The sequence below is a fragment of the Gluconacetobacter aggeris genome (genome assembly GCF_014174395.1).
Taxonomy (GTDB): Bacteria; Pseudomonadota; Alphaproteobacteria; order Acetobacterales; family Acetobacteraceae; genus Gluconacetobacter; species Gluconacetobacter aggeris.
This window is the reverse complement of the sequence record NZ_JABEQD010000010.1, coordinates 76,140-96,792: the sequence shown is the minus strand read 5'-3', so window position 1 is coordinate 96,792 and position 20,653 is coordinate 76,140. Positions and strand designations below refer to the sequence as shown.

The 20,653-nt window shown below is 64.7% G+C and carries 17 protein-coding genes; 9 read left to right on the top strand and 8 right to left on the bottom strand.

All coding sequences use genetic code 11. The features are described 5' to 3' along the window. Nucleotides 1-42 precede the first annotated feature (42 nt). The 3 genes from HLH36_RS14010 to HLH36_RS14000 all read left to right on the top strand — a co-directional run bounded on the left by HLH36_RS14010 (nt 43) and on the right by HLH36_RS14000 (nt 3,630). On the top strand, nt 43-2,469 hold the full coding sequence (locus tag HLH36_RS14010) for a bifunctional YncE family protein/alkaline phosphatase family protein (RefSeq protein WP_220792849.1): 2,427 nt from the start codon (nt 43-45) through the stop codon (nt 2,467-2,469). 54 nt (nt 2,470-2,523) lie between these two features. Beyond that, nucleotides 2,524-2,721 (top strand): hypothetical protein, encoded by a 198-nt coding sequence (locus HLH36_RS19860; protein ID WP_246376862.1) that lies wholly within the window; start codon nt 2,524-2,526, stop codon nt 2,719-2,721. 501 nt (nt 2,722-3,222) lie between these two features. Then, nucleotides 3,223-3,630, top strand: coding sequence for a hypothetical protein (locus tag HLH36_RS14000; RefSeq protein WP_246376873.1), 408 nt, complete (start codon nt 3,223-3,225; stop codon nt 3,628-3,630). 33 nt (nt 3,631-3,663) lie between these two features. Here the strand turns inward: HLH36_RS14000 and HLH36_RS13995 are convergent, their stop codons facing one another. Next, nucleotides 3,664-3,927: a hypothetical protein gene (locus HLH36_RS13995; protein WP_182986969.1), complete on the bottom strand. Its 264-nt coding sequence runs from the start codon at nt 3,925-3,927 to the stop codon at nt 3,664-3,666. Further along, a complete protein-coding gene (locus HLH36_RS13990) occupies nt 3,924-4,865 on the bottom strand; it encodes a nucleoside hydrolase (protein ID WP_182986968.1) in 942 nt (313 codons plus the stop codon). Before HLH36_RS13990 ends, HLH36_RS13995 begins: the two co-directional genes overlap by 4 nt. A gap of 216 nt (nt 4,866-5,081) precedes the next feature. Here HLH36_RS13990 and HLH36_RS13985 point away from each other — a divergent pair, with 216 nt between their 5' ends. The 4 genes from HLH36_RS13985 (at nt 5,082) to hydA (ending at nt 10,512) form a co-directional block, all read left to right on the top strand. Continuing rightward, entirely contained in the window at nt 5,082-6,461 is a 1,380-nt protein-coding gene (locus tag HLH36_RS13985; protein ID WP_182986967.1) for an NAD(P)-dependent oxidoreductase, read from the top strand. Continuing rightward, nucleotides 6,461-7,729 (top strand): NAD-dependent dihydropyrimidine dehydrogenase subunit PreA, encoded by a 1,269-nt coding sequence (preA, locus tag HLH36_RS13980; RefSeq protein ID WP_182986966.1) that lies wholly within the window; start codon nt 6,461-6,463, stop codon nt 7,727-7,729. Before HLH36_RS13985 ends, preA begins: the two co-directional genes overlap by 1 nt. A gap of 41 nt (nt 7,730-7,770) precedes the next feature. Then, entirely contained in the window at nt 7,771-9,021 is a 1,251-nt protein-coding gene (locus tag HLH36_RS13975) for a M20 family metallo-hydrolase (protein ID WP_182986965.1), read from the top strand. A gap of 84 nt (nt 9,022-9,105) precedes the next feature. After that, on the top strand, nt 9,106-10,512 hold the full coding sequence (hydA, locus tag HLH36_RS13970) for a dihydropyrimidinase (RefSeq protein ID WP_182986964.1): 1,407 nt from the start codon (nt 9,106-9,108) through the stop codon (nt 10,510-10,512). Nucleotides 10,513-10,527: 15 nt separating this feature from the next. On the opposite strand, the gene HLH36_RS13965 is transcribed toward hydA, so the two are convergent. The 6 genes from HLH36_RS13965 to HLH36_RS13940 form a co-directional block, all read right to left on the bottom strand. Next, nucleotides 10,528-11,421 (bottom strand): LysR family transcriptional regulator, encoded by an 894-nt coding sequence (locus HLH36_RS13965; protein ID WP_182967104.1) that lies wholly within the window; start codon nt 11,419-11,421, stop codon nt 10,528-10,530. Nucleotides 11,422-11,447: 26 nt separating this feature from the next. Beyond that, nucleotides 11,448-12,137, bottom strand: coding sequence for a TetR family transcriptional regulator C-terminal domain-containing protein (locus HLH36_RS13960; protein WP_338030462.1), 690 nt, complete (start codon nt 12,135-12,137; stop codon nt 11,448-11,450). 273 nt (nt 12,138-12,410) lie between these two features. After that, a complete protein-coding gene (locus HLH36_RS13955) occupies nt 12,411-14,522 on the bottom strand; it encodes a TonB-dependent receptor (protein WP_182987025.1) in 2,112 nt (703 codons plus the stop codon). 725 nt (nt 14,523-15,247) lie between these two features. Then, entirely contained in the window at nt 15,248-16,561 is a 1,314-nt protein-coding gene (locus HLH36_RS13950; protein ID WP_182986962.1) for a cytosine deaminase, read from the bottom strand. 3 nt (nt 16,562-16,564) lie between these two features. After that, the gene (locus HLH36_RS13945; protein WP_182986961.1) at nt 16,565-17,905 is read right to left on the bottom strand and encodes an FAD-binding oxidoreductase; all 1,341 of its coding nucleotides are present in this window, start codon (nt 17,903-17,905) and stop codon (nt 16,565-16,567) included. Between the two features lie 48 nt (nt 17,906-17,953). Further along, nucleotides 17,954-18,772, bottom strand: coding sequence for a creatininase family protein (locus tag HLH36_RS13940; RefSeq protein ID WP_182986960.1), 819 nt, complete (start codon nt 18,770-18,772; stop codon nt 17,954-17,956). 229 nt (nt 18,773-19,001) lie between these two features. Between HLH36_RS13940 and HLH36_RS13935 the strand changes: the two genes are divergently transcribed. Beyond that, nucleotides 19,002-19,517, top strand: coding sequence for a DUF2165 family protein (locus HLH36_RS13935; RefSeq protein ID WP_182967094.1), 516 nt, complete (start codon nt 19,002-19,004; stop codon nt 19,515-19,517). Nucleotides 19,518-19,627: 110 nt separating this feature from the next. Beyond that, entirely contained in the window at nt 19,628-20,641 is a 1,014-nt protein-coding gene (locus tag HLH36_RS13930) for an ABC transporter substrate-binding protein (RefSeq protein WP_182986959.1), read from the top strand. Nucleotides 20,642-20,653: the final 12 nt, after the last annotated feature.

The window sequence follows — 20,653 nt, the reverse complement described above, 5'->3', positions numbered from 1 at the left end:
GCCATTGGTGATGGTCCGAAGCCGGGTGCCATTCCCGGTGGCATGCTCCTGCCCAATGGCTGGAAGATCAGTCCGGCCGGCACGGCTTTTGTCGAATTGTCCGACATGGTCTCGAACCTCTCCCTGTCACCGGATGGAAAGATCCTGGTCGCCAGTCATCCTGGATGGCTGAAGGAAGGCATCGACGTCATCGACGCGAATACACAGGAGAAAATCCAGTCGATCACGCTGCCTGCCGTGGGGCAGGGGCTGCACTGGTCGGCCGACGGCAAGCGGCTCTATGTCGCGGGAGGCAACGCGACGGGGCCGAAGAACAGGAGAAGACACCAGGCATCGATTTATGTCTTCGATTATCGGGACGGTCGGCTGGATGCCGACCGGATGATGCATTTTGCCCGGTATGACGATCCGGCCAGGATCTGGTGGTCGGACATGGTCGAAGATGCGTCCAGTCATCGGCTTTACGCCGTGGACCGCACGACCGGGCACAAGCCGGGCAGCGTCTATGCGTTCGACCTGGCGACCCGAAAGCCCGTGGCGCGTGTCGGGGTGGGGATAACCCCCTATCAGATCTTATCCAGCCGCGACGGAAGGCGGCTCTTTGTCTCGAACTGGTCCGACGGCACGGTCAGCGTCATCGATACCCGGACCAGCAGTGTGCTCCAGACGCTACGCGTCGGGGCCAATCCCAATGCGATGGTCATGTCGTCGGATGATCGGCTGTTCGTGGCCTGTTCGAATGACAATTCGGTTTTTGTGATCGATGGGCGGACATTGAAGGTCATGGACAGAATCCTGACCACGCAGACGCCCCAGGCGCCGGAAGGGGCCACGCCCGATGCGCTGGCGATCGACGGGGAACGGCATCTGCTCTATATCGCCAATGCCGGGAACAACGCGATCGCGGTCGCCGATATCGCGCGTCCGGATAATAGTGCTGTCCTGGGCTTCATTCCGACCGGCTGGTACCCGTCCGCGTTGGCCCTGGGCGATAACGGACGCGTCCTCTACATCGCCGACGCGAAAGGCGAACGCGGGCGCGGCCCCAATCCCTACGGTTCCTTCAGCCCGTTACGCGACGGCGCGAGGATGGATGAACTGGAGAAACAGACCAGCACGATGGCGCTGCAACTGAGTACCATCGCCTCGCTGTCCCTGACCGACCTGAAACGCCGGCTGCCTGCCTGGACGCGGCAGGTCGTGGAGAATACGCCCTATCGTGACTCCCTGCTGTCCGAGGCACGCCCTCCGCGCGAACCCAGCATCCTGCCCCAGCGGGTAGGCGCGCCGTCGCCGATCCAGCATGTCATTTATATTATCAAGGAAAATCATAGTTACGATAATCTGTTCGGCGATCTGCGTCAGGCGGACGGGGACCCCAGCCTGACATTGTTCGGCTGGGATGTGACGCCGAACCAGCACAGGCTGGCCAGTACTTACATGATTTTCGACAATCTCTATTGCGACGGCGAGGTCAGCGTCGATGGCCATTCCTGGTCCGATTCAGCCTATGCGACCGATTTCAATGAAAAACAATGGCCACCACTTTATGGCGGCTACAGTGTGGGCGAGTACAATGTCAAGGCGATGGTCCCTTCTGCCGGCCATATCTGGGATCTGGCCCAAAAAAAGGGCCTGACATATCGCTCCTATGGCGAATTCGCCACCCGCGTCAGTACGGGACCGACCGTGATGGAGGCTGCTCCGGGGGCGGAAAATCTGAAGGGCCATGTCGCTCGCGACTATTTCAACTGGTTTCCGGACCGGGATACCGACCGGGCCCGAATTTTTATCCGCGATCTCCATGCCTATGATAGAAATTATCGCAGTCCGGATCCGGAACGACGTCTGCCCAATTTCGTGATCATGAGCATGCCCGAGGACCACACGATGGGAACGCGGCCGGGTGCGAATACTCCCATCGCCATGGTCGCCAACAGTGACTACGCGATCGGGCAGGTTGTGGATGCGGTCAGTCACAGCCCGTACTGGCCACAGACGGCGATCTTCATCATCGAGGACGATCCGGGTGGCGGTCCCGACCATATCGATGCGCGCCGCACGGTGGGTTTGGTCATCAGCCCCTATACGCGGCGCAGTCGCGTCGACAGCACGCTCTATACCACCAGCTCCATGATCCGGTCCATGGAACTGTTGCTGGGCCTGCCGCCGATGAGCCAGTACGATGCTGCGGCCATGCCGATGTATGCGGCCTTCGGTGTCGATAGCGACCCGACCCCCTTTACGGTTATCGCACCGAAAGTCGATGTGAACGCGATCAACTCCGTCCATGCCTATGGCGCGGGACAGAGCCTGCGGATGGATTTTTCCGGTCTCGACAAAGCTCCCATGCATGGCCTGAGTGAGGTGATCTGGAAAGATATCAGAGGCATGGATTCCGTCATGCCCCTGCCGGCGCATCGTTTCCGGCCGATCGTCGATATCGCCGATATCGACGACGATGATTAGGGGCGAACCCGCATTGCCCGTTGGCCCCGGACGTTTTGCACGAAACGCACCTGCATGATGGATCTTGATCGGCGTAGGTCGTCGATTCCGCCACGTCATCAATCCTTGCAGGTCGTCAATGCGAGCGAGATCCTCGACCTGTTCGGCACCGTGAATGTCATCGCGGTGCTACAGGGACACACGCATGTGCTCGAACGGGTCGACTGGTACGGTGTGCCCTATATTACCGGTGGAGCGGTAAGCGGCAATTGATGGCACGGCACACGTTTGGGCACCCGGGAAGGCTTTCCGGTCGTCGATGTGGCCAATGGCCGCGTAAGTACGCCTTATGAGACTTATGGTTTTAACGTATCGATTCGCACGACATATGATGCCGGGCGCCCTCTCTCCGATCACGTCACATGAATCCGCGCGTAGGACAGATTCACAGCCCTGCGGAGCGGGGTATCCCACCCGGCTGGTGCTGTGCGGTTTCCCTTCCCGAGGCCCGGCCCATTTCCGGACTGCGCGCATTGAGGGGCTGGTCGTCGTTGCAAGTGGGGTGCCGGCGGTTGACTGTGCGGGGCTGGCTGGGAACGATCGGTGTGCCTGCCGGCGATTTGCCGGTGGCATAGAGGATGATGGACCATGCCCTTGAAACCGCCCCATGTCTGGAAGCCGCTCAACTGGTTTTACCGCGATCGCCATCGGGCGGATCGGCCGCCCGGTGCTCCGCGATGGATCGACACATTCAATGATCGGCTGGCCGTCAAGATGACGGTGATGTTCGGCAGTATCTGGTGCGTCTATACGTTCACGGTCTTTTCGCTGCTGCCGCTGCTCCATGCGTCCTGGCAGGGGCCGCTGCTGTATATCAGCAACTGCATCCAGCTCGTCGCGCTGCCTGCGCTGATGGTCGGCAATGCGGTCATTGCGCGTGGTACCGACCAGCGGGCGATCGAGGACCATACGGCACTGGTCGAGATCCTGAACGATGTGCGCGAGGAACTGGCGCAATTGCGGGCCTTCACCGCCGGCATTGCCCGGACCGCGCAGGAGAACAAGGACCGGCCGGCGGATGTCATCGCCTTTGCCAATGAAGCCACCATCACGGTGAACGAGCCGGTGGTGCCAACGGGCGGCCACGTCGATGGATCGTTGAGCGGACCGGCGGCCGGGTGATCGGCCTTGCGTCGGGGCAGGAGCGTGTTCGGGTCATGGTCGGGTCGCTGACATCAGCAGCATCATGGGCCGTTCGATTTCCTCGGCCAGGGTCGGCATCTGTGCGATCTGTTTCTGTGTTGGCGCGCATTCGTCGATCCGGCGCAGGGCGAAGCCCGTGTCGGTCAGGGTGTTGAGCGTGGTGGCCATACGGCGGTGATATTTCAGCACCCCTTTGGCGAACCAGTCGTTCGAACGCGCCGGTGCCGACGCAGGCCACGCGCGGTGGCGCGCGTCATGGCCCTGGTCCCGGCTCACGGCAGGCGCGCCAGGCGCGCGGTCAGCAGGTCGTAGAAGGCGGTGTCGTCCACGTCGCGCAGGAACAGGGCGTTGGCTTGCCTGTCGGTGACCTTCCACCAGTCCACCACCGTCATGCCGCGCGAGAGGGGGCTTTCGGTCTCGATGCGGACATTGACCGACCGGCCGCCGAAGATTTCCGGCTGGAGCAGCCAGGCGATGGTGCAGGGGTCGTGCAGGGGCGCGCCCGCCCAGCCATATTTCGCGCGGTCGAAACGTTCCGAAAAGGACAGCATGTCGGCGGCGGCCAGCGAGCAGCGATTGCCGCTGGCGCGGAAGGCGGCGAGGCGCGCGGGTGTTGCCAGGCAGCGATGGGTCACGTCCAGCGGCAGGACCACCAGCGGAATGCCGGCGCCGAACACGATTTCGGCGGCCTTGGGATCGGCATAGATGTTGAATTCGGCGGCGGGGGTGATGTTGCCCAACTCGGACCAGGCGCCGCCCATCAGCACGATCTCGCGCACCAGGGTGGCGATGTCGGGGGCGAGGCTCAGCGCGATCGCCAGGTTGGTCAGCGGGCCCAGCGCCACCAGCGTATACTCCCCCGGCGTGCCGGCGCGGATCGTGTCGATCAGATAAGTGATGCCGCTTTCGGGCTGGGCCGCGATGGCGGGCGGCGCGGTGAAGTCCAGCCCGTCGAGCCCGGTAGGGCCATGCACATGTTCCGCCGTGGTCTGGGCGGCCGCCAGCGGGCGGCTGGCGCCCTCATAGACCGGGATATCGGTCCGCCCGGCCAGTTCCAGGACGCGGCGCGCGTTCTCGCTGGTGCGGGGCAGGGGCACGTTGCCCGCCACGGCGACGATCGCGCGCACATCCAGTTCGGGCGATGCCAGGGCCAGGAAAATCGCGACGGCGTCGTCCTGTCCCGGATCGGTGTCGATGATGATCTTGCGTGGCATGGTCCCTCCCGCTGGAAGGATTCGCCATCGGGTCCGGGACGCGCTGCGCGACGGGCCGACGACGAATCATTGTGACACTAGAACGTATTGATCGGCGTGACGCCATAGGGTGCAGGGCAGGTACGCCGGAATTTGAACATTTGGTCAGAAAAAAGTTGCGGTTCCGGACAGAGTGGCTTTATCGTGTCGCACATGGATTGAATGGCGGAGACTTCCATGAACGCGACACCAGACATCGCCTGTGGCCGCCTGAGTGCGTTGGAGCTTTCACAAAATTTCGCGGATGCGCATCCGGCGCTGACGGCGCCGCAGGCGGCACTGGAAGCCGACCGGTGCCTCTACTGCTTCGATGCGCCGTGCATGGAAGCCTGCCCCACCAGCATCGATATTCCGAAATTCATCAAGGCTATTGCTTCGGGCAATCTGGCCGGATCGGCCCGTACCATCCTGGAATCCAACATTCTGGGCGGGTCGTGCGCGCGGGTCTGCCCGACCGAAATCCTGTGCGAGCAGGCCTGCGTGCATAACAGCCTGGAGGCGGGCAAGCCGGTGCGGATCGGGGCGCTGCAGCGTTTCGCGACTGATTGGCAGATGGACCATGGCGGCCAGCCTTTCACCCGCGCGCCGCTGACGGGGCGGCGCGTCGCCGTGGTGGGGGCCGGGCCGGCGGGCCTGGCCTGCGCGCATCGCCTGGCGATGCATGGGCATGACGTGGTGCTGTTCGATCGTCATGCGCAACCGGGCGGGCTGAACAGTTATGGCGTGGCCGCCTACAAGCTGGCGGACGATTTCGCCCAGCGTGAGGTCGCGTTCCTGATGGAGATCGGCGGCATTACCTTCCAGGGCGGGGTGACGGTGGGGCGCGATGTCACCGTCTCCGCCCTGGCTGTGGAATATGACGCGGTTTTCCTGGCGACGGGACTGGCGGGCGTGCGCGCGCTGGGGCTGGCGGGCGAGACGCTGGACGGCGTGATGGATGCGGTGTCGTTCATTGAAACGTTGCGGTCGAACGACAAGAAGGACGTGCCTGTGGGACGCCGGGTCGTGGTGATCGGCGGCGGCAACACGGCGGTGGATGCGGCGGTGCAGGCCAGGCGCCTGGGTGCCGACGAGGTGACGCTGGTCTACCGGCGCGGGGTGGAGCATATGTCCGCCACCTCGGTCGAGCGCGAGTGGGCGCAGACCAACGGCGTGACCGTGCGGCTGTGGGCCGCGCCGCAGGGCCTGCTGTCCGAGGATGGGGCGCTGACGGGGATTGCCTTCGCGCGCGGCCGGGCCGGTGCGGACGGGCGGGTTGTCTACGACCCCGAGGATAGTTTTACGCTGGCGGCGGATATGGTGCTGAAGGCCATCGGCCAGGTTTTCCTGCCCGCGCATGCCGAGGGCGAACATATCGCCGTCGAAGGCGGGCGGATCGTGGTGGATGGGCAGTACCGGACCTCGATGCCGGGCGTCTATGCCGGTGGCGACTGCATTGTGGGCGAAGACCTGACCGTGGCCGCCGTGCGGGACGGGCGCGACGCGGCCGAGGCGATTGACAAGGCGTTGCGCGCCGGGGACGGGCGAGGACGCGGCGTGGAGCAGGAGAACGGATAATGGCTGATCTGCGCACGGTTTTTGCCGGAATTTCTTCGCCGAATCCGTTCTGGCTGGCGTCCGCCCCGCCGACGGACAAGGAATATAACGTCCGCCGCGCCTTTCAGGCCGGGTGGGGCGGTGTGGTGTGGAAGACGCTGGGAGAAGACCCGCCGGTGGTCAATGTCAGTTCCCGCTACGGTGCGCTGGCCTATGAGGGGCGGCGCATGGCGGGGCTGAATAATATCGAGCTGATCTCGGACCGGCCGCTGGCGACGAATATCGCTGAAATCAAGAGCGTGAAAAGGGATTTTCCGGACCGTGCCCTGGTGGTCAGCCTGATGGTGCCGTGCCGGGAGGACAGTTGGAAATCCATCCTGCCGATCGTCGAGGAGACCGGGGCCGACGGGATCGAGCTGAATTTCGGCTGCCCCCATGGCATGTCCGAGCGGAACATGGGCGCGGCGGTGGGCCAGGTGCCCGAATATGTCGAGATGGTCACGCGCTGGTGCAAGCAGTACACGCGCATGCCGGTGATCGTGAAACTGACGCCCAATATCACCAATATCCTGGCCCCGGCGCGGGCCGCGCTGGCGGGGGGGGCGGATGCGGTGTCGCTGATCAACACCATCCAGTCGGTGATCGGGGTCGATCTGGACGCCATGGCGCCGATGCCGGTGGTGGGCGGGCAGGGCACGCATGGCGGCTATTGCGGGCCCGCCGTCAAGCCCATCGCCCTGCGCATGATCGGGGACATTGCCCGCGATCCGGAGCTGTCGGCGCTGCCGATCTCGGGCATCGGCGGGATCAGCAACTGGCGCGACGCGGCGGAATTCCTGGCCATGGGGTCGACGACGCTGCAGGTCTGCACGGCGGCGATGCATTATGGCTTCCGCATCGTCGAGGACATGATCGACGGGCTGTCTGCCTGGATGGACGGCAAGGGCTATGCCGGGATCGACGATGTAACGGGGCGGGCCATTCCGCGTTACGTGCACTGGAACGATCTGAACCTCAAATTCCGGACCCTCGCGCGGATCGACCAGGATGCCTGCATCAAATGCGGCCTGTGCCATATTGCCTGCGAAGATACCTCGCACCAGGCGATCGCCCGGCTGCGGGACGGCGAGGCGCGGCGGTACGAGGTGATCGACGAGGAATGCGTGGGGTGCAATCTCTGCGCGCATGTCTGCCCGGTGGATGGATGCATCACGATGGAGCCGCAGCCGGTTGACGGCGTGCAGACCTGGCGGGACCATCCCAACAATCCCAGCCGGGTGACCGCCTGACGGCGGCAGCGTCCCCGGCGTTATTTTGGAAAGGGAGCGACATGGGGCTTAAGACGAGCGGCAGCAACCTGCGTGTGGATGGCGAGGCGCTGTGGGCCGACCTGATGGAGACGGCCCGCTTCGGCGGTACACCGAAGGGCGGGGTGAAGCGGCTGACGCTGACGGCGGAAGACAGGCAGGTGCGCGACTGGTTCGTGAAGACCTGCGAAGCGCTTGGCTGCACCGTGTCCTGCGATTCCATGGGCAATCTGTTCGCGCGCCGTCCCGGCCTGGATGACAGCCTGCCGCCCATCACCATGGGCAGTCATCTGGACACCCAGCCCACGGGCGGCAAGTTCGACGGCATCCTGGGCGTGCTGGGTGGACTGGCGGTGCTGCGGGCGTTGCGCGAGGCGGGCCATGTGACCCGGCATCCGATCGAGCTGATCAACTGGACCAACGAAGAGGGCTCGCGCTTTACCCCGCCGATGATGTGTTCGGGCGTGTTCGCCGGGATTTTCACCGAGCAGGAGGTGCTGGACAAGCGCGACCGCGCGGGCCTGCGCTTCGGCGACGCGCTGGAGGCCATCGGCTACCGGGGTGGGGAGGTCTGCGGCCGGCATCCGATTGCCGCCTATTTCGAGCTGCATATCGAACAGGGGCCGATCCTGGAGGCCGAGGAACTGACCATCGGCGCGGTGGCGGGCGTGCAGGGCATGCGCTGGTATGAGGTGACGGTGCGCGGCCGCGACGCGCATGCGGGGTCCACCCCCATGCCCCTGCGCCATGACGCGCTGCTGGCATCCGCCCACATGATCGCGGCCCTGGCCGAGGTGGCGCGTGCCCACGCGCCGGCGGTCGGCACCGTGGGGCTGATCGAGAACCATCCCAACAGCAACAATGTCGTGCCGGGCGAGACGTTCTTCACGGTCGATATCCGCCATCCTGAGGACGGCGTGGTGGCGGCCATGGAGGCTGCGTTCCAGGAGCGCTTCCGCGCGATTGCGGAAGCCGGCGGCGTGGACGTGGAGATCGTGCGGATATGGGATGCGCCGGCGGTGCATTTCGACCCGGCCTGCGTGGCCATGGTGGCGGATGCCGCGCGCGAGGCGGGCTTCGCGCCGCGTTCGATCGTCTCGGGACCTGGGCATGATGCGGCCTATGTCGCGCGCGTTGCCCCGACCGCCATGATCTTCGTGCCGTGCAAGGACGGGCTGAGCCATAACGAAGAGGAAAGCATTACCCAGGCCGATGCCCAGGCGGGTGCGAATGTGCTGCTGGGTGCGATCCTGCGGGCCGACGCCGCGTTCTGAATATTGACCGGATGGTCAGAGTAAAAATACGATTGCAAGATCGGAACGGATGGCGCGGGCACGCGTCCTGAGTGCGGGGTTGTGATGCTGCTGATCAAGGGTGGAACGGTCGTAACGGCGGAACGCAGCGTTCGGGCCGATGTGCTGTGCGATGATAATGGGTTGATTGCCCAGGTCGGTCCGGCGCTGGAGGCCCCGACCGGTTGCGAGGTCGTCGATGCGGCGGGGCTGCTGGTCATGCCGGGCGGCATCGACCCGCATACGCATATGGAAATGCCCTTCATGGGCGCGACCGCCAGCGACGATTTCTATACCGGCACTGCTGCGGGCCTCGCGGGCGGCACCACCAGCATCATCGATTTCGTCATTCCCGACCGTGGCGGCTCGTTGCTGGATGCCTGGAAGGACTGGCGCGCCAAGGCCGCCAAGGCGGCGGCGGATTATGGGTTCCATGTCGCGGTGACGCATTGGGACGAGCAGGTGCATGCGGACATGGCGACGCTGGTGCACGACTGCGGGGTCAATTCCTTCAAGCATTTCATGGCGTACAAGAATGCGCTGATGGTGCAGGACGAGGCGTTCCTGCTGTCCATGCGCCGCGCGGGGGAACTGGGCGCGCTCTGCACCGTGCATGCCGAGAATGGGGATGCCGTGGCCTATCTGCAGCAGATGCTGCTGGCGGAGGGGCAGACCGGCCCGGCCGCGCATCCGCTGTCGCGTCCGGCCTCGGTCGAGGGGGAGGCGGCATCGCGCGCCATCGCCCTGGCCTCGCTGTCGGGGACGCCGCTCTATGTGGTCCATGTCTCGACCCGGGAGGCCACGCGGGCGATTGCCGAGGCGCGGCTGCGTGGGCAGCATGTCTATGGCGAGGTGCTGCCCCAGCATCTGGTCATCGACGAAACCGTCTATCGGGACCCTGACTGGCTGACCGCCGCGCGCCATGTGATGAGCCCGCCCTTTCGCGAGAAATCGCATCAGGAGGCCCTGTGGGGCGGTCTGGTCTCGGGCCAGTTGCAGACGACGGCGACCGACCATTGCTGTTTCTGCAAGGAACAGAAGGAACAGGGCGTGGCCGATTTCACGCGCATCCCCAATGGCACGCCCGGCATCGAGGACCGGATGAGCGTGCTGTGGCATTACGGCGTGGCGACCGGTCGTCTGACCCCGGAGCTGTTTGTCGCCGTGACGTCGACCAACACGGCCAAGATCTTCAATCTTCACCCGCGCAAGGGCACGATCGTGCCCGGCGCGGATGCGGATATCGTGCTGTGGGACCCGCATGCGACCCGGACCATCTCGGCCGGCACCCATCACCAGAATGTCGATTACAATATCTATGAAGGGCTGACGGTCAGCGGCGTCGCGCAGAAAACCATCAGCCAGGGTAAAATCGTGTGGGACCGGGGGGGGCTGCGCGCCGAGAAGGGGGCGGGGCGGTATGTCGAGCGCCCTGCCTTTGCGCCGGTGTCGAGAACATCGTCCAACGCCTGAGAGCGCGGCAGGAGATCAGCCGAGATCCGACAGCAGGGATTCGATCCGGTCGACCAGGAGCGGGACGAGGGGATTGGTGTTGCGGGCGTGGGCGACCAGCGCCAGGTGCTGGGGGCGCAGGCCCGTGTCGCGGAACGGCAGGTATTTCAGTTTTCGCGTGTGCAGTTCGGTGATGATGTCCAGCGGCGTCAGGAAGGTGATCGCCTCGTCGCTCATGGCCATCTTGCACATCAGTTCGATGGAATTCGTCTCGATCGTCGGTAGCAGGGTGGCGTCGAGGCGGGCATAGAGTGCTTCGAGATGCGGGCGGATGGCCATTGTGCTGTCGCCGACGACCAGCGGCCACGCGTCGCAATCCTTGAGCCCCACCGATTCCTGGTAGGCGAGGGGATGATTGATGCTCATCACCGCGCCCAGTTGGGCGGCGCGCGATGCCAGGACGTTCAGGCCGGTTTCGCGCGGCAGGTCGAAACCGATGCCCAGATCGGCATCGCCCTCGTGAACCGCGCGCATCAGTTCGTGCAGGCCCAGCATCTTGACGTGGACGCGGACATTGCCGTGAGTCCGGCGCAGATCGGCCAGCGCCATCGGCAGCAGCGCCGAAGTGGGGCCGGCCATCGCGGCGATGGTCAGTTCGCCACGATGCAGCCCGCGCGTTTCCTCGATCAGGCGCCGGGTATGCGTCATGGCCTTCATGGTTTCGCGCGCATGGGCGACGAGAAGCTCGCCGGCCGCCGTCAGGACCAGCTTGCGCGGCAGTCTCTGGAAGAGCTGCGTCCCCAGTTCTTCCTCAAGGGCCAGGATGCGGCGGTTGATGGCCGTCGACGCGACGTTGAGCTGTTCGCCCGCCTTGCGGATCGAGCCGCAGCGGGCAACGGTGTCGAGGTAGAGCAGGATGCGACTATGCAACGGGGCTTTCCCTCATTTTTCCTGCATCAGGGCGCCGCGACGGTCGCGGGGTCTTTTGCGGTTCGCCGGGCTTTCCGTGGTGGCGGTGTCTCGTCCGTGCCGTTTGCCGATGGGCGGGGGAACAGGGGAGAGACCATTGTCATGACCGTGCGGACGCCCGTTTCATATTGCGGGCGCGCCAGATGAGCCTTGCCGAGTACGGCCTGGAACTGGACGCGCATGTCGGCATAGGCCTGAGTCATCGACCAGAGCAGGACCAGGAAATGGCGGGGATCGATTTCGACCATCAGGCCGGCGCGCTGCCAGCCGAGGAAGATTTCGGCGCGCCGGTCGACATGGGTGCGCAGTTCGTTTTCCAGGAATGGCCGGATGACCTGCGCGCCTGACAGCAATTCCTGCGAGAACAGGGACGAGGCGTCGGGGCGGGAGGCCGAAAACCCGATCTTGGCCCGCACATACCCTTCGATGGCGTCCAGGGGTGCCTTGTCCGCCAGCAGCCAGTCATCGGCATCGGCCAGCCAGAGTTCGAGGACCCGGAACAGGGTCGCGCGATAGAGGTCTTCCTTGGTGCCGAAATAATACAGGATGTTGGCCTTGGGGATGTCGCAGATGCGGGCGATGTCCTCGACCCGGGTGCCGGTCAGGCCGCGTGCGGCGAAGATCTGTTCGGCGGCGTCGAGAATCTGCGGCACGATATTGCGCCGGCGCACGCCCACGCGTTCCGAATCCTTGTTATCCTTGTTCTGTCGCGGTGTTCTCGCGTTTCGGTCTGGGCTCACACCTCACCTGCCTGCATGTGGTCCGAGTTTTGTGACAGACGGCACGCTGTTCGGCAACCCTGCTCGGTTGTACCCGGTTTTTTCCGTCCGGAACCGCAATGTATGTCTGGCCGGAGGTTCAGGGCCGTGCTTGCCAGGATAAAGGAAAGCCGGATGCGTTTGCCACGCATCCGGCTTTCCGGGATCGAAGCGCCTTGACGGCGGGCGCGGTCAGAAAGAGGTCGAGATGGTGCCCGTCATCGAGAAACGCGGCAGGACGTAGAACTGCGCGCCGCTGCCGGCAGCCAGGGTGGACCCGTCCAGAAGCGTGACGGGGCGGTAATTGTTGGCCGGTCCGGTGGTGCCCACCCGGATGATCGAGCCGGTGATGTTCGAGAAATTCAGCCGGAATGTCGGCGATTTCAGGAACATGAAGGGCTTGAAATGATAGCCGACGGCGAGGGTGTTGGTGACGAAGCCGGGCATCCGCTGGTCGTCGACCAGGGTGACCGATTGCGGGCCGGTATAATGCAGGCTGAAATTGCCGAAGAAGCCGCTGCTGTTATAGGTCAGGCCGAAATTCGCCATCACCCGGGGCGTCAGGATCGATTGCTTGCCTTTCGTCGGCAGGTAGGTGTCGCCGTACGGGATGTTGCTGTCGAACGTGCCGTGGAGATATTCGACGGATGCGTACGGGCTGAAATGGTGGAATTCGCGCCCTGCGATCATGGCGTCGAAACCACGGATCGTCTGGTTGCCCGCATTGGCGGTCGCGTAGGCCGTGTTGGGCAGATAGATGCTGAGGAGGCGGTTGGTGATGCTGGCGTTGAAGGCCGCGATATCGAACAGGAACCATTTATTGTTGTAGCGGTAGCCGATCTGTTCGGTGATCGAATACTGGTTCTTGGGCATCGTGGTCGCGTTCGACAGGGCCGAAGGCGATGGCTGGCGGAAATCGCCTTCCGCGTTGATATAGATCTGGTGATGTTCGTTGAAGCGATAGCTGATCGACAGGTGCGGCAGCGGGGCCGTGCTGTTGGCGCCGATCGTATAGGTGCTGAGGCCGGATGCGCGGTCCCAGTAATTCGACATCACATATTTGAAGCCGCCATTGATGACCAGGCGGTCGTCGAGATATTTGGCCGTGTCCTCGATGAAGAAGGAATTCAGTTCGTAGCCGGCATTATATTGGAAAGTCGTCCGCACGCCGTCGGCGGTATAGAGCTTGTAGGCGCTGTTGTTGGATGTCGGATTGCGGCCGTCGGGCATGGTGGCCTGGTAGGGGAAGGCGTAATCGATGGCGTTGTTTTCGTACCAGTAGCCGAATGTCAGCTGGTTGTGACGGTCGATCCGGTAGTTCACCTTGGCGGTCAGGCCGACATCCGGGGACCAGCCCTGCGACCAGTAGGTGCTGAGCTGCTGGCCGGCGGACGCCTGGGTTCCATTGCCGTAGAAACATCCGCCCGTGCATGCGCCGAACGTGCCGACGGTGCCCCCCGTGGACCCGTCCCAGCCGAACCCGGTGGTGAAATAGGGCGTGAGGTCGAAATCGAGCGCGCGGTTCACGACGAAATGCATCGGCGCGGTCAGGAAGAACTGGTTCCAGGAATCGAGGTTGGATTTCCAGTAATTTCCGGCGGTCGGCGATGTCGGGTCCCAGACATTGGTGCGGTTATAGCCTTGGCCCGTATGCTTGTAGGCGAAGAACTGGCTTTCGGTCGGATAGGCGTCGATCGTGAACAGCGAATTGTGCCACGAGCCGAAGAATTTGAGATACGAGCCATTGGCGAAGTCCTTCTGGATTCCGACGTCGACATGCTTGCGTTCGTTGGTCCCGGCGCCCATCCATTGCCGCGCATGCGCGTTGGAGAAGGAAATATAGGCCCGCACACCCGAATTGCCGATCTGGCCGGATTCCAGGCGGATGAATTCACGCGACAGATTGTTCGTGCCGTATGAGAAATCGACCATTCCGCCCATCTTCTGGCTGGGCGTGATGGTGCGTTCCTCCAGCGTGCCGGCGGCCGCGTTGGAGGCCGGCGCGTCGACCGGCGAACTGCCCGGCGTGATGTTGACGCTTTCGATATTTTCGGGATCGACATTCTGCTGCAGGTAGGCGGCGAGCGAGTCCGGCGCGCCGTCGAGCAGCAGCGCCATGTCGGAATCGTTCAGGCCGCGCATATAGATCGCGCCGCCCTTGAAGCCGCTGGTGTCCGGCATCGCGACGCTGACGCTGGGGAGGTTCTGCACCAGGTCCAGGCCCGTGGAAGTCGGGCTGCGCATCTCGATATATTGGCGGCCGACGCTCTGCACCGCGTGGGCGGCGGTTTCCATCCGCATCATGCCGCCGCCGCCATCGCGGGCGGCCTGGCTGCCCTGCACCGTGATGGCTTCGGGGTCGGACCGGACCGTGGCCGGCTTTCGGGTTGCGGGGACGGTCGCCCCGGTCGGTGGCGGCTTGTTCCTGGTGGCCTTCGCCTGCGGGGTGGAATGGTGTCCGGCTGTCGCGGCCCAGGCCATATGCCCCCCGGAACATGAGGCGAGGATCGTGCCGACCAGCAATATCTGTGTATGGAACCTCACGAAGGTCTCCTAATCGTAGCATCGCGGGCCTGGCGCCCGACCTGGCCGGGCGGACGTGAAATCTTGTGTCGATCCCGCATCGGAATTCATTACGAACGGTATACGTGTCTGTTCGAAGTCGCAATATGATTCTGATCGTATGGACAGAAATCCGCTCCTGTCGCGAACCGGTGCGGGGGAGGAGCGGGCGGGCGGTCTCCGAGGGGGACGGGGTGCCGCGCGCCGGGTGCCGCGTCGTCCGGCTTGCACGGATCGTGACCTGTGACGTGGAGAGATGCTTTGTATCCATTGAAACAATGCCAATCTCTATGCGTCCGCTATCCGTCCGGCGAGGAGAGCCGTGTTGGCCTTGTGATGGGTCCGGTATGCGTGACACGGACACGCATAATCCGCCCTTGGGGGCGGACGGCAGGGGATTTATATTTCGATAACGATACAAATAACGTTGGGAGAGCCGTGCCGTCGGCCCCTGTCGGTCTGGCTTGCTATGAAACGGCCGAAACAGGATTCATGCCGGGAATCCCGTCCATCTGCTCGTAGGATGGGGGGATCGGCATGGTCATGACGCCGTCGCGCAGCACGCGGCGCGATGATTGCGGGCGGCTGAGCAGTTCGTTGAGGGAACGGGCGTCGGTCAGCACCAGGTCGGCCGGTCCGTTCGCGCGGATCGTGAGGTCGTGGCCCATCCAGGCTGCCGGACGGGTAGTCACCGCCGCCAGCCAGTCGCCGGGCGGGGCATCGAGTTGGGCGATGCGGACGCTCTGCGCGAAGACGTCCAGCATATCGTAGTCGCCATAAGGAAAGAACGGATCGCGCACATTGTCGCTGGCGAACATGACCGGTACGCCGGCGGCCGCCAGTTCCTGCACCAGCGTGACCCCGCGCCAGAAGGGGGTCTTTCCCGCACCGCGATCCTGCAGATAGAGGTTGCAGGTGGGAAGGCTGACGATTCCCATGCCGGCATCGCGGATTTTCGCGACGATCCGCTTCTGGTCCGCGTCATCCTGCCGCGCCAGGCTGCAGCAATGGCCGCAGAGGACGCGGCCGGGAAAGCGCGCGGCCATCACCCGGTCGGCGACCCGTTCCAATGCCGTGCCGGGGGTGACGCCGTTTTCGTCCACATGCAGATCGAGGTCGCAGCCATGATCGGCGGCCAGGCCGATCAGCGCGTCCAGCCTTTCGTCGGTTGCGTTGTCCTGCATGATGACGGCGCCCAGCATGCCGCCCGGCATGTCGGCGACCGTGCGGGCCAGGGCGCGGGCTCCGGGTTCGAGATAGCGTTCGACCATGACCAGCGCGACCGCCTGCAAGGCGATCCGCCCCTGCCATTGAACCGCGATTTCGCGAATGAGGAGCCACACGGCCTCGCCATGGCTGCCGATCGTATCGAGATGGGTCCGCAGCAGGCCGGTTCCGTGGGCCCAGGCGCATTCCAGGGCGAACATCATGCGCCGGCGGACATCGTCCGGGGTCCAGAACCCTTCCCGGTCGCGCGTGACGGCGGCGATGGCGCCGGCGAAGGTGCCGTCGGGATTGGCGGTGCGGTCCCAGATGAAGCTCTTGTCCAGATGGGTGTGGATGTCGGCGAATAGCGGCAGGGCGATGCGGCCGCCATGGTCGTGCGCGACCGGCAGGCCCTCCGGCGCGGTGCCGTGGCCGAAGATGGCGCCGATGCGGCCCTGTTCGACCAGCAGGTCGCAGCGTGTCAGCCCGTTTGCCGGCGGCAGCCCGTCGGGCGCCGCCGCCAGCAGGTCGACCGGAATCCGCACGTCTCGGATCAGGGAGGGGGTTTTGCCCATCGGCTAGCCCTGGGCGAAGCTGCGCATCTTGCCGGGATTGAGCAGCCCGGCGGGGTCGAAGCGCCATTTGTCCGCTGCCAGCGCCGGCGAGACGACGCGGTGGGTGCCGCCATCCTCGATGGTATAGACATGGGGATTGGCAATCAGGATGCCGTTCCGTTCGTACAGGGCGATGATCTCCTTCAGCCGCTCGGTCGAGGTGAAACGGATCACCGGCAGGCCAGCGCAGGAGATTTCGCCGTCCATCGGCATGAATTCCAGGTGGGTCATCATCTCGTCGGGCAGCAGGCGGGCCATCTCCTCGACCAGCGCCAGCGTGTCGCGCGCAGGGAAGGCGGCCTGGAGATAGGTGTAGGTACGGTCCTTCTTCAGGACCTGGAGGGTCGTGTGGTTCCACGTCAGTTCGTAGAGCGGAATGCGGCCGGGATCATCCTCGGCCTCGCGGGTGCCGGCGTGATAGGCCAGGGCGCCGCCATGGGCATCGGCCAGCGCGCGCGTGGCTTCCAGCCCCGATGGCGCGATCATGGCGATGACGATGGAATGACCCGCCGGGGCCGTGTCGCGCAGGGGGGCGAAATAGGCCAGCAGGCCGCCGTCGGACAGCGAGACCAGTTTCCTGTCGATGCCGTTCTGCATGGCCAGGGTGCGGGCGAAGCGTGCGGCCATCGCCAGGGTAGGGAACGAAAAGGCCAGGTCCTGCCAGTCGGTGAAGGGTGCCACCGGCAGTTCCAGTTCGGTGATCAGGCCGGTGGTGCCGTAGGCATGGTTGATGGCGCGCGTTTCCTCGCCGCGCAGTTCGACGGCGCGGGGTTCGGCCTCCAGCGTCACGACCCGCGCGCCCAGCACATTGCCGATATTGCGCAATCCGCCCCAGACCAGCGAGCCGATGCCGCCCGAGCCGCCGGCGATGAAGCCGCCGATGGTCGCCGTGCGCTTGGTGGAGGGAAACATGCGCAGCTCATGGCCGTGCTCCCGCAGGGCGCGGTCCATCGCCAGCATGTTCATCCCGGCCTGGACCCGCACCACCCCGTCGCGGACCCACAGGATCCGGTCGAGGGCCGACATGTCCACCACCGCGCCGCCATGCAATGGCACGGCCTGGCCGTAATTGCCGGTGCCGCCGCCGCGCGCGGTCAGGTAGGTGCTGGTCTGGCGGGCCGCGCGCGCGACGGCCAGCACGTCGGCCTCGTCGCGCGGGACGACCAGGCAGTCGGCATGCAGCCCGTCCAGCAGGGTCTTCAGCAGGGGGCTGTACCAGTAGAAATCGCGGCTCTTGCGCCGGACGATCGCGGGATCGGTGACCGTGGGGATATCGCCGAGAAGCGAAAGGAAGGGCTGCGTCATGTCGGGAGATCCCATATTGGCGGCGGACACGATCGATCCCTGGCCCGGTCAGCCGAGATCGGCCGAGGCGGGGCGCAGCCGGTCCAGCGGGTAGCGCGACACTTCGTCGACCAGTTCCAGGAAGCCTGTGACCAGCTTGTCCGCGATCAGCCGCCCCTTTTCCGCCGTGGCGTTGGCGGCATTGCCTGCCGCACCGGCGGGATGCAGATCCTGCGCGTGCCAGCCGAAGCCGATGCGGCCCTCCGGTTCCAGCCAGCGGAACTGCTCGGTCATGTCCTGCGACCAGGGGCGGAAATGCGCCGCGCGGTCCATATGAACCAGGTCGGGGCGCAGGAACAGCATCATCGAGGTTTCGGCATCGCCCCCATGGATGCCGAAGCGGCGTTCCTCAGGCGTGAACATGCCTTCGGGCGTGCCGAAGGCCCACCAGGCTGTGGTCACCACGAACATCTGGTGCGTGCGGCGCAGTTCGCGCGCGACGATTTCGAGGATCTGCGGCTGTCCGCCATGCGAGTTGAGCAGGACCAGCCGTCGGATGCCGGCGCGGTGCACGCTGGCGCCCAGTTCCAGCAGGATCGCGGTCAGCGTGGCGGCCGACAGGGTCAGCGTGCCGGGATAGGCGATGTGCTCGTCGCTCTTGCCGACCGTCTGGATCGGTAGTGCGGTGATGGGCAGGTTGGCGGGCGCGCGTTCCAGCGCCAGGGACAGCAGGCCGGCATTGATGCAGCTATCGACGCAGACGGGAAGATGCGGCCCGTGCTGTTCGATCGCGCCGACCGGCAATACGGCGACCGTTGCCGGCGTCAGCGTGCGGAAATCGCGCGAAGCCATGTCTTCCCACCGGTGGCGGGGCAGGGTGTCGGTCATTCCCATGGTCCTTCCATTTCCCCGGACGGGCCCCGGACGAAAGCGGGACGTGCCTGGTCGGGTCGATACCGTTTCTTTTCTTATCCGTTATGATGGGGCAGCGCGTGCAGCACATGAAGCATCAAATTGCGCCTCGTGCGCTGCCTTTTTTGTCGCGCGACGACGCTTGCCCGACTGCCGTGTCCGCAGGGTAAAAGCGGGTTCCGTCCCTGATCGTCATGGAAGCAAAATGACCCGTCCGATCGATTCCCGTGAAGATGCGTGGCCGGCGCGGGCGGCGAAGCTCGTCATGGTTGCGGCCCTGTCCGTCTTCGGCCTGCTGGTCGCGTTCAATAATGTGACCGACTATCGGTCCAATTTCCTGTTCGTTCGGCATGTTCTGAGCATGGATACGACTTTTTCCGGCAATCGGCTGATGTGGCGGGCGATTTCCGCCGAATGGGCCTGGCATGCGCTGTATGCGCTGATCATCGCGGGCGAGGCCGCGACCGGCGTGGTGTTTGCGGTGGCCGCCTATGCGATGGGGCGGGCCTTTCGGGGCGATGGTGCTGCCTTCGCGCGGGCGAAGCGGTTTGTTCCGCTGGGCACGGCGCTGGGTTTCCTGGTCTGGTTCTTTGGTTTTTCGGTGGTCGGCGGCGAGTGGTTCGTGATGTGGCAGTCCCCGGCCTGGAACGGCCAGCAGCCGGCGTTTCGGTTTTTCATCACCATGCTGGCGGTTTGCATCTATGTGATGCAGGAGGAGTGAGGGGGGCGCAGTGCTGCCGAAAAAGCAGCGGCGCGCCCTGAAAATGCCTCTGTAAAAATTCCATGCGCTTCCGTTACGCTGCCAATATGGTCACGGAGTGTGGAGCGTCCATGGCTTCTGTCGTATCGCATTCCCCGGGGGGAGGGTTCATCGGTCGGCGTTCGCTGCTGGCCGGGATGGCGGCGGTGGGCGTGGCGGGTATGCGCCGCGCTGAGGCCGCCGAGCCGCTGACGCTGGCCACCAACTGGTATGCGCAGGCCGAACTGGGCGGGTTCTACAGCGCCGTCGCCACGGGGTGTTACCAGAGGCAGGGGCTGGCCGTGACCATCCGGTCGGGCGGCCCGCAGGTCAATGCCATGCAGCTTCTGCTGGGCGGACAATGCGACATGATCATCGCCCAGCCCGAGGCCGTGGTGACGGCGGTGCTGAACGGCCTGCCGGTGGTGACGATCGGCGCGACTTTTCAGAAATGCATGACGGGATTTCTGGTCCATCCCGACATTGCGGACCTGGCGGCGCTGAAGGGGCATCCGATCCTGATCAGTACCGAGGCGCGGGCGACCTACTGGCCATGGCTGCGCCGGACGTTCGGCTACAGCGATGCGCAGGCGAGCGTCTATACGTTCAATATGCAGCCTTTCGTCCATGATCCGGCGATGGCGATCCAGTCCTTTATTTCCTCGGAGCCCTATGCGGCGGAGCGCCAGGGCATTCCCTTCCGTTTTCTGCTGTTCGACGACGCCGGTTATCCGTCTTATTCGAATGCGGTCGTGGTCTCGCGCCGGCTGCTGGAGCAGCGGCCCGACATGCTGCTGCGTTTTCTGCGGGCGTCGGCCGAGGGGTGGATCGACTATCTGCATGGTGACGCCCGGCCGGGGGATGCGGCGATCCGTGCCGATAATCCGAACGTCACCGCCGATCATCTGGCCTGGTCGCGGGCGCGGTTGCGGGCCGTCCATGGCATGGGGCCGGCGGGCGGGCTGGCGATGGCGATGGACGACCATCAATGGGGGCGGATCGGCACCATGGTCTGCCAGACGGCCGGCATCGCCGATACCGGCCGTTGGAAGGGGGCCTATACGCTGGACCTGGTCAGGCAACTGACCGCCACGCTGCCCGCATGAAACGCGCCGGAG